13 protein-coding genes and 1 pseudogene are annotated in these 13,228 nt (G+C 70.5%); 6 read left to right on the forward strand and 8 right to left on the reverse strand.

All coding sequences use genetic code 11. The features are described from left to right. Window positions 1-140: 140 nt before the first annotated feature. The 3 genes and pseudogenes from ACZ61C_RS47015 to ACZ61C_RS47025 all read right to left on the reverse strand — a co-directional run. Window positions 141-461 (reverse strand): annotated as a pseudogene (locus ACZ61C_RS47015) (barstar family protein); the annotation flags it as partial. Next, on the reverse strand, window positions 458-922 hold the full coding sequence (locus ACZ61C_RS47020; RefSeq protein WP_465314508.1) for a guanyl-specific ribonuclease: 465 nt from the start codon (window positions 920-922) through the stop codon (window positions 458-460). The pseudogene ACZ61C_RS47015 and the gene ACZ61C_RS47020, both read right to left, overlap by 4 nt. Window positions 923-933: 11 nt before the next feature. Beyond that, complete coding sequence (locus ACZ61C_RS47025; protein WP_465314509.1) at window positions 934-1,137, reverse strand: hypothetical protein; 204 nt, start codon at window positions 1,135-1,137, stop codon at window positions 934-936. A 59-nt stretch (window positions 1,138-1,196) separates the two neighbouring features. On the opposite strand from ACZ61C_RS47025, the gene ACZ61C_RS47030 reads away from it, so the two are divergent. From ACZ61C_RS47030 to ACZ61C_RS47040, 3 genes are all read left to right on the forward strand, one after another. Further along, a complete protein-coding gene (locus tag ACZ61C_RS47030) occupies window positions 1,197-2,162 on the forward strand; it encodes a quinone oxidoreductase family protein (RefSeq protein ID WP_465314510.1) in 966 nt (321 codons plus the stop codon). 149 nt (window positions 2,163-2,311) lie between these two features. Continuing rightward, complete coding sequence (locus ACZ61C_RS47035; RefSeq protein ID WP_465314511.1) at window positions 2,312-3,355, forward strand: alpha/beta hydrolase; 1,044 nt, start codon at window positions 2,312-2,314, stop codon at window positions 3,353-3,355. Between the two features lie 91 nt (window positions 3,356-3,446). Next, window positions 3,447-4,892 (forward strand): amino acid permease, encoded by a 1,446-nt coding sequence (locus tag ACZ61C_RS47040; protein ID WP_465314512.1) that lies wholly within the window; start codon window positions 3,447-3,449, stop codon window positions 4,890-4,892. Here ACZ61C_RS47040 and ACZ61C_RS47045 read toward each other — a convergent pair. The 3 genes from ACZ61C_RS47045 to ACZ61C_RS47055 are packed head-to-tail and all read right to left on the reverse strand — an operon-like array spanning window position 4,889 to window position 6,873. Next, window positions 4,889-5,938 carry a nitronate monooxygenase gene (locus tag ACZ61C_RS47045; protein WP_465314513.1) on the reverse strand — a complete coding sequence of 350 codons (1,050 nt, stop codon included), beginning with the start codon at window positions 5,936-5,938 and terminating at the stop codon, window positions 4,889-4,891. The two genes, ACZ61C_RS47040 and ACZ61C_RS47045, sit on opposite strands and share 4 nt — an antisense overlap. A gap of 17 nt (window positions 5,939-5,955) precedes the next feature. After that, a complete protein-coding gene (locus ACZ61C_RS47050) occupies window positions 5,956-6,312 on the reverse strand; it encodes a nuclear transport factor 2 family protein (protein WP_465314514.1) in 357 nt (118 codons plus the stop codon). A gap of 51 nt (window positions 6,313-6,363) precedes the next feature. After that, complete coding sequence (locus tag ACZ61C_RS47055) at window positions 6,364-6,873, reverse strand: MarR family winged helix-turn-helix transcriptional regulator (RefSeq protein WP_465314515.1); 510 nt, start codon at window positions 6,871-6,873, stop codon at window positions 6,364-6,366. Between the two features lie 209 nt (window positions 6,874-7,082). Here ACZ61C_RS47055 and ACZ61C_RS47060 point away from each other — a divergent pair, with 209 nt between their 5' ends. The 3 genes from ACZ61C_RS47060 to ACZ61C_RS47070 all read left to right on the forward strand — a co-directional run bounded on the left by ACZ61C_RS47060 (window position 7,083) and on the right by ACZ61C_RS47070 (window position 10,321). Beyond that, on the forward strand, window positions 7,083-8,855 hold the full coding sequence (locus ACZ61C_RS47060; RefSeq protein ID WP_465314516.1) for a family 20 glycosylhydrolase: 1,773 nt from the start codon (window positions 7,083-7,085) through the stop codon (window positions 8,853-8,855). Window positions 8,856-9,266: 411 nt separating this feature from the next. Next, window positions 9,267-9,713, forward strand: a complete 447-nt coding sequence (locus tag ACZ61C_RS47065) for a pyridoxamine 5'-phosphate oxidase family protein (protein WP_465314517.1) — start codon at window positions 9,267-9,269, stop codon at window positions 9,711-9,713. A 26-nt stretch (window positions 9,714-9,739) separates the two neighbouring features. Continuing rightward, window positions 9,740-10,321: a hypothetical protein gene (locus ACZ61C_RS47070; protein WP_465314518.1), complete on the forward strand. Its 582-nt coding sequence runs from the start codon at window positions 9,740-9,742 to the stop codon at window positions 10,319-10,321. A 247-nt stretch (window positions 10,322-10,568) separates the two neighbouring features. Here the strand turns inward: ACZ61C_RS47070 and ACZ61C_RS47075 are convergent, their stop codons facing one another. Both ACZ61C_RS47075 and lepA read right to left on the reverse strand, forming a co-directional pair. Then, the gene (locus ACZ61C_RS47075) at window positions 10,569-11,138 is read right to left on the reverse strand and encodes a Uma2 family endonuclease (protein ID WP_465314519.1); all 570 of its coding nucleotides are present in this window, start codon (window positions 11,136-11,138) and stop codon (window positions 10,569-10,571) included. 132 nt (window positions 11,139-11,270) lie between these two features. Further along, window positions 11,271-13,121: a translation elongation factor 4 gene (gene lepA / locus ACZ61C_RS47080; protein ID WP_465314520.1), complete on the reverse strand. Its 1,851-nt coding sequence runs from the start codon at window positions 13,119-13,121 to the stop codon at window positions 11,271-11,273. Between the last annotated feature and the right edge of the window lie 107 nt (window positions 13,122-13,228).

Consider the following 13,228-nt stretch of genomic DNA (forward strand, 5'->3'; position numbering starts at 1 on the left):
GAACCCACCACCGGCGCAGGGAAGTGGCTGTTGCGCGCTGCCTGGGCGTCCAGTGGTCGCCCCTCCCTCTGGCAGGGCGGGGACAAAACGCCCCCCCCCCCCCCCCCCCTCCCCCCACCCCCCCCAACCCCCCCCCCCCCCCCCCCCCCCCCCCCCCCCCGCTGCGCATCGGAAAGCACGCTGCGGATCGCCAGGTACGTCTTGGGTTCGGCCTTGCGCAGCGCGTCCGAGCCCGGCCAGATCAGCACGTGCTCCCCCTGCGGCAGCCACGAAAGGTCGGTCAGGCAGTCGTAGAGCGCGTCCAGGTTGTGCCCGAAGTAGTCCGGAAAGGACAGTGCTTCGGCGAACGCGGTCAGCGTGCTCGCCTTGTCGACGGTTGCCCGCGAGTTCACCAGGTGCGGGTACGCGCCCCGGGCGAAGGCTTCTTCCGCGGCGGCCTTCGCCTGCTCCCCGGCGCTCATCGGGCCGGGTCCACGACGACGAACGACGCGTAGTGGTCGCCGGTGTAGAACAGCTCGTGCGCCTGACCGGTGATCAGCCGCCGCGCGCCGCGGTCGGCGCTGCCGGGGGTCTTCACGGTGTACTCGTGGTAGTAACCGGACTGCTTGCGGGGCAAGCGCTTCTCCCGGTTCTCGAAGACGACGTCGTCGTTGCGCGGATACGGGTAGGGGCCGCCCTTTTGGATCAGCTTCCAGGTGTCGCCGGCCTGCGAGGGCAGTGTCGACAACGGCTTGAGCGGCAGCCCGGAGTCGGCGCCGGGCAGGGCCGCGCCTCCCTGGGCGGGCGCGCTCGCCGACGTGCCGGGGCCCGGCGAGGGGGTTGCCGGCTTGTCGCCGCCGACGGCGTCCTTGACCAGCCAGCCCCCCAACACCAGCACGAGGAGCCCGATCAGCGCGGCGGTGATCCGCCTTCGGTTGAACATGGTGCGCCAGCCTAGGACGAGGTGTCGGAGCGGTCGTCGTCACGGCCCGGGGTGAGCCGGCGGGCGAAGAGCCCGACGAGCTTGTCGAGGATCCAGGCGGCGGCCAGGCACAGCGGCACGACGACCACCATGACCAGCACGAACTGGACCGGGAACCACGCCTGGGCGAGCCACAGCTCGACCCCGTCCCACCAGTCGGCAAGCCCGTTGAACACGGTGTGAGCCTACGCGCGGTCTGCTGCCCCCGCGCCGTAGGGGCGGTACGTTGCCAGACATGTTCGCCGTGTACGCGCAAGAACCCAACGCCGAAAGCCCCTTGGACTCGCTCGTCGTCGGCGAGCGACCCGAACCCGACGTGCCGGACGGCTGGGTCCGGGTGCACGTCAAGGCGGCCAGCCTCAACATGCACGACCTGTGGACCCTGCGCGGCGTCGGGATCAAGCCGGACCAGTTCCCGATGGTCCTCGGCTGCGACGGCGCCGGCACCCTCGACGACGGCTCGGAGGTCGTCGTCCACTCCGTGATCAACGCGCCGGGCTGGCAGGGTGACGACACCCTCGACCCGAAGCGCACGCTGCTCACCGAGAAGCACCAGGGCACCTTCGCCGACCAGGTCGTCGTGCCCGCGCGCAACGTCGTCCCGAAGCCGGCCGGGCTGAGCTTCGCCGAGGCCGCGACCATGGGCACGGCGTGGCTGACGGCGTACCGGATGCTGTTCGTGAAGTCCGGGCTGCGGCCGGGGCAGACGATGCTCGTGCAGGGCGCCTCCGGCGGGGTCTCGACGGCGCTGGTGCAGCTCGGCCGCGAGGCCGGGTTCCGGGTCTGGGTGACCGGCCGCACCGAGGAGAAGCGCGCGCTCGCGGCCGGCCTCGGCGCGCACCAGACGTTCGAATCGGGGGCACGGCTGCCCGAGCGCGTCGACGCCGTGTTCGAGACGGTCGGCAAGGCCACCTGGTCACACTCGGTGAAGTCGCTCAAGCCGGGCGGCATCATCGTCGTCTCCGGCTCGACCAGCGGCCCCGACGCGAACGCCGAGCTCCAGCGGGTGTTCTTCCTCCAGCTGCGGATCGCCGGGTCGACCATGGGCACCCGTGACGAGCTCGCGGACCTCCTGGCCTACCTCGACCTGACCGGCGTGCGGCCGCAGATCGGCGCGGAACTGCCGTTCGCGGAAGCGGCCAAGGGCTTCCAGGCGATGCTCGACGGGGACACCGCGGGCAAGATCGTTTTCACCCGTTAGGGCGGTGACCTGGGCGGATCCGACCGGAGCCCGCCCAGGTCACCACTTATACCGCCCATCTCGTGAATTGTCAACGTACTCGAACCGAGATCTGGTCGTTAGCACCGAAATTCCACCAAAACCCAATGGTGGCAAGCTAATCTGTAGTCATGACCGCAACGAAGCGGCCCGCTCCGGCGGTACCGGGCGGCCGGCCCAGCAGCGACCCGGACCCGATCCGGGTTTCCTTCCGGCGCTACGCCGGCGTCCGCACCCGTGTGCTCGAGGTCGGTGACCTCGCACCGGACCCGGAGCTCCCCCGCCGCTCACTGCGGCGGCGGGCAGCCACGCCGCACGTGCGGCCCAGCGCCCCGCGGCTCGTGCTTCTGCACGGCTACTGCGACAGCGCCGACACCTGGCGCCCCGCCCTCGAGCAGCTCGCGGCCGCCGGCGTCCCGGCGATCGCCGTCGACCTCCCCGGCTTCGGGGACGCCCAGCCGCTGCGGCCCGGCCCGATGCTGCCCCAGCTCGACGCGTTCACCACCGCCGTCGTCCGCGAACAGGCCGTGCTCGGCTCGGTCGTGCTCGCCGGCAACTCCCTCGGCGGCACCATGAGCCTGCGCGCGGCGCAGAACAGCCGGCTGCCGATCTCCGGGGTCGTGTCGATCGCCGCGCCGGGGTTCGTCGACTCGTGGCTGATCCGCACGGTCGCGCGGTACCCGCTGCCGCTGCGGCTGTACTCGGCGCTGCCGGTCCCGGTGCCGGGCTTCCTCGTGCGCAAGGTCGCCGAGCAGGTCGTCCCGCGGCTGCTGTACGCGAACTCGGGCGCGGCCGACGCGACGCAGGTCCAGCGCTTCACCGCGCTGTTCCCGGACTACCGCGCGACGAAGAGCCGCCTGGAGCAGGCCCGGCAGCTCGTCGCGGAGCTCGCCGACGCCTACCGCCTCGACTCGGTGAAGGTGCCGCTGCTGGTCGTCGCGTGCGGCAAGGACAAGCTCGTCACCGCCGCGTCCGGGCGCCAGCTGCACACGCTGGTGCCGCACAGCCGGCTGCTGGTGCGCGAGGACTGGGGGCATTGCCCGCAGCTGGACGACCCGGTGGAGGTCTCCGAGCTGCTCACCTACTTCGCCGCGAGCGCGGTCCGGACCACCCAGGCCAAGCGCGCCGTCGCGGCGGCGCCGGAAGCCGTGAGCGAAGACACCGCGGCGGGCTGAGCGGCTCACACTGTCTTCACGCGGAGTTGGCGGTAGGTTCCCCCGTTGGGTCCGTGATCCGGGCTCGTCCACCGACGTTCGGGAGACGAAGATGTCCGCTCCAAGCCTGGGCTCCAGCTCCGGCATCTTCCGGCGCAAGCCGATCGACCAGATCCAGGACACCAGCGAAGCCGGCGGCCTGAAACGCACCCTGGGACTGTGGCAGCTGACCGCCATCGGCATCGGCGGCATCATCGGCGCCGGGATCTTCGCCCTGGCCGGCAGCGTCGCGCACGGCGACGACTCGGCGGGCATCGCCGGCGTCGGCCCGGCTGTGCTGATCTCGTTCCTCATCGCCGGCGTCGCCAGCGCCGCCGCCGCGTTCTCCTACGCCGAGTTCGCGGGCATGATCCCGAAGGCCGGTTCGGCCTACACCTACGGCTACGCGGTGCTCGGCGAGGTCGTCGGCTGGTTCATCGGCTGGGACCTGCTGCTGGAGTACACCGCGATCGTGGCGGTGGTGGCGATCGGCATTTCCGGCTACTTCAGCTTCCTGCTCGGCCAGCTCGGGCTCGACCTGCCCGCGTGGATGCTGGGCGCGCCCGGCACCGGGCCCGGGCACAAGGTCGACCTCTTCGCGATGCTGCTGTGCCTGTTGATCGCGTACCTGCTCAACCGCGGCATCCGCAGCGCCGCCCGGTTCGAGACGGCGATGGTCGGGATCAAGGTCCTGATCGTGCTGGTGGTCATCCTGGTCGGCTTCTTCTACGTCAAGACCGGCAACTACACGCCGTTCGCCCCGGCCGGCTTCGGCGGCGCGGTGACCGGAGCGGCGACGGTCTTCTTCGCCGTCTTCGGCTACGACGCCATGTCCACCGCCGCGGAGGAGTCCAAGGACGCGCAACGGCACATGCCGAAGGCGATCCTCTACTCGCTCGGCATTTCCATGGTGCTGTACGTGCTGGCCTGCCTGGTGCTGACCGGCATGCAGAAGTACACCGAGATCGACCCGAAGAGCGGCTTCTCGACAGCGTTCAAGTCGGTCGGCCTCGACGGGCTCGCGACCGTGATCGCGATCGGCGCGATCGTCGGCATTCTCACTGTGCTGTTCACGTTCATGATGGGCGCCACCCGCGTCGGCTACTCGATGAGCCGCGACGGCCTGCTCCCGCCGTGGTTCGGCAAGACGAGCCCGAAGCGCCAGGTGCCGAGCCGGATGACCTGGCTCCTCGGCGGCGCGTCCGCGGTCATCGCCGGCGTGCTGCCGATCGGCGAGGCGGCCGAGCTGACGAACATCGGCATCCTGCTCGCGTTCGTCGTCGTCTGCGTCGCGGTGATCGTGCTGCGCTACAAGCGTCCCGATCTGTCGCGGACGTTCAAGACGCCGGGCATGCCGGTGGTGCCCGCGATCGGCGTCGTTTTCTCGATCTGGCTGATCACGTTCCTTCAGCCGGCAACCTGGCTGCGGTTCGCCGTCTGGTTCGTGCTCGGGATGATCGTCTACTTCGCCTACAGCCGGCGGCACTCGGTGCTGAACCGCACCGGCCCGGAGGCCTAGCGGATCCGGTCGAGGCGCGCGGCGGCGTCGCGCGCCTCGACCTTCAGCCGTTCGACGATCACGGCGGCCGACGCGTCGTAGGCGAGCGGGTAGGTCTGGCCGGCCCACAGCGAGATCGCTTCCGAGTCACCCGCCTTCGCCGACGCCTTGCGCACCGGCCCGGCCAGGTTGTTCAGCTGCGGGTACGCGGCGGGCGCGCCTTCGGACAGCGCGTCCATGAACCTGTTGACCAGCCCGCGCGCCGGACGTCCGCTGAAGGCCCGTGTGAAGACCGTCTCGCGTTCGGCGAGCGCCAGCGCCTTGCGGTGGGCCTCGGAGGTGCCGGCTTCGTCCGCGCGCAGGAAGACCGTGCCCAGCTGGGCGGCCACGGCCCCGGCGGCGAGCACGGCGGCGACGTCCGCGCCGTGGACCAGGCCACCGGCGGCGACCAGCGGCAGGTCGGTCTGCCCGGAGACGAGCCGCAACAGCGCGAGCACGCCGTACTCCGGGCCACCGCCGGGCAGGTGCGCGTCGTCGGTGAACAGGCTCCGGTGCCCGCCGGCCTCGAACCCCTGGAGGACCAGCGCGTCGGCGCCGAGGTCCGCCGCCCGGCGCGCGGCTTCCGGCGTCGTCACGGTGACGACGACCGTGCTGCCGGCCTCCTTGAGCCGCACGACGTCGGACGGGCTCGGCGGCCCGAAGGTGAACGACACCACCGGGATCCGCTTCTCGAGCACGACGTCCAGCTTCGCCGCGTACGCGTCGTCGTCCCACTTCGGCTCGCCGAGCTCGACGTCGTACTCGCGGGCGAAGACCTCGAGCCGCTCGCGGTGGGCGCTGAGGTCGGCGCCGGTGTCCGGCTGCGGGACGAAGAGGTTGACGCCGAACGCGCGGCCGGTGAGCTCGCGGGTGCGGTCGATCTGCGCGGCGAGCGCCGCGGGGGTGAGCATGCCCGCCGAGAGGAAGCCGAAGCCGCCGGCTTCGGTGACCGCGGCGACCAGTTCGGGCGTGGTCGGCCCGCCCGCCATGGGCGCGGCGATGACCGGGAACGTCAGCTCGTCGAACATGCCACCGAGCGTAGTACTCAGGCGGGCAACAACATCGTGTAGAGCTTGGTGATGAGCCCGTCCTCGACGAGGGCGACGTCGATCCCCCGCACGACCGGCGGCGCGCCTTCCGGGCCGAGCTCCCAGGCGAGGTGGCCCAGGTCGTGGTTCACCAGCACCGGGCCGGCCGGCGCGAACACGAACCCCGGGGACTGCTCCAGCAGCCCCTTCGCCTTGGCGTTCAGCTCCTCGTGCCCGGTCGCCATCCCCTCGGGATCGGCGAAGGTGACATCGGCCGCATACGTCGCCGCGATTGCCTTCGCCCGCCGCTCGTCGTCACGCTCGTTGAAGACCTCGAGCAGGTTCGCCCGCATCAGTTCGGCCACCGTCGCCATCTCGCACCCTCCTAGGCTCGGCGCCATGTTACGTGACATGTCACGTAACCGTCAGGGGTGGTCGTCCGGCCGCGGCAGGCTGCCGTGCTCGACGAGCGAGTCGTAAACGCGTTCGAGCAGGCCCGCCAGCTGCGGCAGGCCGTCCGGCCCGAGCGCGTCCAGGAACGCCGTGCGCACGAACTCGACGTGGTCCGGCGCCGCCCGGCGCAGCGCCGCCCAGCCGTCCTCGGACAGCGTCACGTCGGTGGCCCGGCGGTCTTCGGGGCTGACGCCGGTCGCGACCAGACCGCGTTCACGCATGCGCTTCAGGTGGTGCGAGAGCCGGCTGCGCTCCCAGCCGAGGCGGACCGCGAGGTCGGTGACCCGCATCCGGCCGTCCGCCGCGCTGGTCAGCGCGACCAGCACGTGGTAGTCGGCGAGCGAGATCCCGCTGTCGGCGCGCAGCTGCCGGTTCAGCTCGTACTCCAGGCGGAGGTGCACCTTCATGTACGCGTACCACGCGGCCGTCTCGGCGCTCGAGAGCAGCGCGAACGGCGAACCCGCCACGAAGTACCGCGTCACCGGGCGAGCTTACTGTGCCGTTCGTTGCCAATCCGACCACAGTCACGGCCGAATGGTTTCGTGGCCACAGTCACCGGCCGCTCGAGGGTCGGCCTGCTTTTGGCCGGATTGACAACCACCCGAACTGGTCTAGACCACGACCGGCAGAAATGCGACGATCCCGGCAGGCGTGACGGCGAGGTCGCGCCCTTCCCGCCAGGAGGTCCCCGGTGAAGCCAACCCGCACGCGACGGCTCGGCCGCGCACTCGCCGTGCTGGCCCTGATCGGCGCCAGCACGACCGCCGCCCAGCTGACCCCGGCCGCGGCGGCCACCCCCGCGTTGCAGTCGATCGTCCCGGTGCCGGTGTCGGTGACCCCGGCGGCGGGAGTGACGTTCCCGCTGGTCTCGACGACGAAGATCGTCACCGAGGCCGGGTCGGCGCCGGCCAAGCAGGTCGGTGACTACCTTGCCGGGGTGCTGCGCCCGTCGACGGGCTACGCGCTGCCGGTGTCCGACGCGCCCGCGTCCGTGCCCGCGGACAGCATCGCCCTCCTGCTCTCCGGCGCGCCCGCGTCCGTCGGAGCGCAGGGGTACCAGCTGGTGTCGACGGCGTCGTCGGTCACTGTGCGGGCCACGACGGCCGACGGGCTCTTCGCGGGCGTCCAGACGTTGCGGCAGCTGCTGCCGGGCCGCGTCGAAAGCGCGTCGGTGCAGCAAGGACCGTGGACCGTCCCGGGCGCGACGGTCGTGGACTACCCGCGCTTCGGCTACCGCGGCGCGATGCTCGACGTCGCGCGGCACTTCCACCCGGTGTCGACGGTCAAGCGGTACATCGACCAGCTGGCCCAGTACAAGATCAACAACCTCCACCTGCACCTGGCCGACGACCAGGGCTGGCGCATCCAGATCGACAGCTGGCCGCGTCTGACGACGTACGGCGGCAGCACCCAGGTCGGCGGCGGTGCGGGCGGCTACTACACGAAGGCGCAGTACACGGACATCGTGAGCTACGCGGCGTCGCGGCACATCACGGTCATCCCGGAGATCGACATGCCCGGGCACGTGAACGCGGCGCTGGCGTCGTACGCGGAGCTGAACTGCAACGGGGTGGCACCGGCCCTGCGGACGGACACGGCGGTCGGCTACAGCTCGCTGTGCATCTCGAAGGACATCACGTACACGTTCATCGCGGACGTCCTGCGCGAACTGGCGGCGCTGACCCCGGGCCCGTACCTCCACATCGGCGGCGACGAAGCGTCTTCGACGTCGGCCTCGGACTACCTGACGTTCGTGAACAAGGTGCTGCCCCTGGTCGCGGCAACGGGCAAGTCGGTGGTCGGCTGGCACGACATCGCGAAGGCAACACTGCCGGCGTCGGCTTCCCCGCAGTTCTGGGGAACCACCACGTCGGACGCGGGCGTCTCGGCGGCGGTTTCCCGGGGCAGCAAGGTGATCCTGTCACCGGCGAACAAGGCGTACCTGGACATGAAGTACAACAGCTCGTCCCCGATCGGCCTGTCGTGGGCGGGGTACATCGAGGTCCAGGACGCGTACGGCTGGAACCCGGGAGCGTACCTGTCGGGCGTGGGCGAGTCCGCGGTCCGCGGCGTGGAGTCCCCGCTGTGGGCGGAAACGGTGGTGACGCCGTCGGACATCGACTACCTGGCATTCCCTCGGCTGGCGGCGCACGCGGAGCTGGGCTGGTCCCCGTGGTCGACGCACGACTGGACGGCGTTCCGCACCCGCTTGGGCGCCCAGGCGCCCCGCTGGGTGGCGCAGGGCATCAACTTCTACCGGTCATCCCAGGTCACGTGGGACACGGGCGGCACGACCAACCCGGGCACGTGCACGGACGCGGCCTGGACGGCGTCGCAGGTGTACACGGGCGGGAACGTGGTGTCCCACAACGGCCACAAGTGGACGGCGAAGTGGTGGACGCAGGGTGAGGAGCCGGGAACAACGGGCCAGTGGGGAGTGTGGACCGACAACGGCGCCTGTTGAGCATCGCCGAGCCCGTCTCGCGGAGACGGGCCCGGCGGTCGTCCGCAGACCGAGACGGGCAGTTCCAGATCCTCACCAGCGGCTCCCTGACTCGCGGGCTCCGCACCGTGGCCTGGGCTGACGACCTCCTCGTCGTGACCCATCAGCCGGCACCTTCCTCGGCTATCTCTTCGTCGAGCCCCGGCGGCACGTCGCGGGGCTGAACGAGCTCACCGAGACGAGGCGCCGGCCGTCGCGCGGGCGGTGTGGGTGGGCGCCCGGGCGCACCTTCGTCGCCGGGCGGTCGCCGGGGTTCACGTCGACTGGCCCGGCGCTCCGCACGGCGATCCGCCGGGCTGTGCGGACGGTTAGCACCGCACTTCACCCGGTGAAACCGGAACATCGCGCCGGGCGGGCAGGTTAAGTTGAGGCATGAGCGTTGATCTCGAGCAGGTTCGGACGCTGTCGCTGCAGGAGCACGGCCTCGCCACCGTCGCCACGACGCGCGCCGACGGCACGGTGCACTCCTCCGTGGTCAACGCGGGCGTCTTCGACGACCCGGTGACCGGCACCCCGGGCGTCGCCTACGTTGCCGTCGGGCAGGCGCACAAGCTTCTGCTGCTGCGCCGGGCCGGGCACGCCACGCTGACCTTCCGCCGGGGCTGGAACTGGGTCTCCGTCACCGGCGCCACCCACCTCATCGGGCCGGACGACCCCGACCCCGCCTTCGACGCCGCGGGCCTGCCGAAACTGCTGCGCGACGTCTTCATCGCCGCCACCGGCACGCACGACGACTGGGACGAGTACGACCGCGTGATGGCCGCGGAACGCCGGGTTGCGGTGTTCGTGCGGGCAGACCGGATAATCGGCAACCCCTGACCCGCCCGGCCCCAGGAGTCGTCCCGTTGCCCGAGTCCCCGTCCCGTGTCACCACGCCGGTCAAGGTCCTGATCGGCGTGCTCGCGGTCGCCGACGCCGGTTTCGGCGCGGCGCTCGCCGGGGGATTGGTGCGCGGCCTGTCCCCCTGGCTGATCGGCGGCGCCTATGCGGCCACCGTGCTCGTCGCGGTGGTCGTGTTCCGCGTCTCCCGCGCTCGCATGCTCAAGCGCGGCCTCGACGGCCTCCGCGACCTCACCCTCGGCGAGGAGGGCATCCGCCTGCCCGCGGGCACCCTCAGCACCCGGGTGGTCCCGTGGGCCCAGATCGCCGACGTCACGGTGCGCCGCTCAGCCCGCTTCGGCGACGGCCACCTGCGCGACGCCATCTGGCTGGACCTGGTCACCGGTGAAGGGGTGGAGAGCTCGGTGCAGTGCTACGCCCCGCGCGGCAAGCTGCACCCGGCCCCGGCGGGAAGGCGCCAGTTCGAGCAGACGGCGATCCTGGACCCGGCGCTGTTCACGGCCGTGATCGAGCGGCTCCGGAAGGAGCTGCGACACCGCCGGCTGCACTCCCAGCTCCGCGGCGCACCACGCATCCGCCACCACTGACGGGCTCCGCAGCTGCGCCGCATTCGACGGCGCGGCAAACGGACTGCGCGCTCACTCCGCCGGCGGCGAAGCAGGGCCGCTGGACCACAAGGACGAGTCGATGACCCCGTCCTCCGGCGCTGCGATCCACCAACACGCCCGGCAGCGCGGACCGCGGCCCGCCGGGCAGCTTCGCCGGCATGGCCGGCGCCTCCCGGCCGGGTCCGGCCAGAGCGGCCGGCCTGTCCTCGTGCGCGGCCAGCCGGCCTCAGGCGAGCCGGCCCAGCAGCTCCCGCGGCACGATCCGCACCGCGAACGGCCGCTCGAGCTCGACCGCCTCGTCGGCCGCCGCCTTGGCCACCTGCTGGTAGTGGCCGTCCTCGTCCAGCTCGAACACGGTCAGCTCAGGGCCCGCCGGATCGATCACCCAATAACTCTCGGTCCGGAGCCGCTCGTAGACAGCTTTCTTGAGGTTCAGGTCGTAGATCGCCGTGCTGGGCGACAACACTTCGACGGCCAGCACCGGCGGTGCCGGGAGGTCCTTCTCGGTGAAGTCCTCGTCCCGGCCGACCAGGACATCCGGCTGCAGCTCCGTATCGTCGCCCGAGTGCACCGCGAACGGTGCGATCAGTACGTCGTACTCGGGCGGGCACGCGTCCTCGAGGACTCTCGAGAGTCGCACCACGATCTTCTGATGTCTTCTTCCCGGCGCGGGGCTCACGATGAGCACCCCGTCGATGAGCTCGTAGCGTCGGCCGTCATCCGGGATCCCCTCGAGGTCGCGCACCTTCAAGGGGCCCGAACCGGTGGGATGCTCGAAGTCCGCCATGACCGTCATGGTGCTCTCCTTTCGCTCTTCGCACCAGAGCACACCAGACAGCACCGACAGAAACCGCGTCGAACACGGGTTCGGCGCCCATATTCACTCGGCGGAGCGAATATGGGCGCCACTGTCACATCAGGAGAACAGTTACTTCTTGCCCTTACCCGAGTCCTCAGTGGACAGAGCGGCGACGAAGGCCTCCTGCGGGACCTCGACCCGGCCCACGGTCTTCATCCGCTTCTTGCCTTCCTTCTGCTTCTCCAGCAGCTTGCGCTTCCGCGAGATGTCACCGCCGTAACACTTGGCCAGGACGTCCTTGCGGATCGCGCGAATCGTTTCGCGGGCGATGATCCGGGAGCCGATGGCCGCCTGGATCGGCACCTCGAACTGCTGGCGCGGAATGAGCTCGCGCAGCCGCGTCGCCATTCGGTTGCCGTAACCGTAGGCCGCGTCCTTGTGCACGATCGCGGAAAACGCGTCGACGGTTTCGCCCTGCAGCAGGATGTCGACCTTCACCAGCTCGGCGACCTGCTCGCCGGCCTCTTCGTAGTCGAGCGACGCATAGCCGCGCGTACGCGACTTCAGCGTGTCGAAGAAGTCGAAGATGATTTCCGCCAGCGGCAGGTTGTACCGCAGCTCGACCCGGTCCTCGGACAGGTAGTCCATGCCGAGCAGCGTCCCGCGCTTGGTCTGGCACAGCTCCATGATCGTGCCGACGAACTCCGACGGCGCGAGGATGCTGACCTTCGAAACCGGCTCGTGCACCTCGGAGATCTTCAGCCCGCTCGGCCAGTCCGACGGGTTGGTCACGACCACCTCGCTGCGATCCTCCAGCACCACGCGGTAAACCACGTTCGGTGCCGTCGAAATCAGGTCGAGGCCGAACTCGCGCTCGAGCCGGTCGCGCGTGATCTCCAGGTGCAGCAGGCCGAGGAAGCCGCAGCGGAAGCCGAAGCCCAGCGCCACCGACGTCTCCGGCTCGTAGTCGAGCGCGGCGTCGTTCAGCTGAAGCTTGTCGAGCGCCTCGCGCAGCTCCGGGTAGTCGGAGCCGTCCACCGGATACAGTCCGGAGTAGACCATCGGCTTCGGCTCGCGGTAGCCGGCCAGCGCCTCCTTGGCGCCGTGGCGTTCGGACGTCACGGTGTCGCCGACCTTGGACTGGCGGACGTCCTTCACGCCGGTGATCAGGTAGCCCACCTCGCCGACGCCGAGCCCCTTGCTGGGCTTGGGCTCCGGCGAGATGATCCCGACCTCGAGCAGCTCGTGCGTCGCGCCGGTCGACATCATCTTGATCTTCTCGCGCGGCGTGATCTTGCCGTCGACGACCCGGATGTAGGTGACGACGCCGCGGTAGGTGTCGTACACCGAGTCGAAGATCATCGCGCGGGCGGGCGCGTCGGCGTCGCCCTGCGGCGCCGGGACCTGCTTGACGACCTCGTCGAGCAGCGTGCCGACGCCCATGCCGGTCTTGGCCGAGACCCGCAGGACGTCGTCGGGCTCGCAGCCGATGATGTGGGCCAGCTCACCCGCGTACTTGTCGGGGTCGGCCGAGGGCAGGTCGATCTTGTTGAGCACCGGGATGATCTGGAGGTTGTTCTCCAGGGCGAGGTAGAGGTTGGCCAGCGTCTGGGCCTCGATCCCCTGCGCGGCGTCGACCAGCAGGACGGCGCCTTCGCACGCCTCCAGCGCCCGGGACACCTCGTAGGTGAAGTCGACGTGGCCGGGGGTGTCGATCATGTGCAGGACGTGGTCCTGCCCGTCGACCTGCCACGGGAGCCGGACGTTCTGGGCCTTGATCGTGATCCCGCGCTCCCGCTCGATGTCCATCCGGTCGAGGTACTGCGCGCGCATGGCCCGCTCTTCCACGACGCCGGTGAGCTGCAGCATGCGGTCGGCCAGGGTGGACTTGCCGTGGTCGATGTGCGCGATGATGCAGAAGTTCCGGATGAGCTCCGGAGGCGTGAAGGTCGTGTCGGCGAACTTGTTGAGCGCTGTCACTCGAATGAGTCCTCGGAAAGTCGGGGATGGCCACCTCTATGGTCCCATGGCCCTCCGGGTGCGGGTGGGGGTCATCCCCGATGCGGGCTTTTGTGATCCGTGGTGCC

This window comes from Amycolatopsis sp. NPDC104587 (assembly GCF_055583645.1).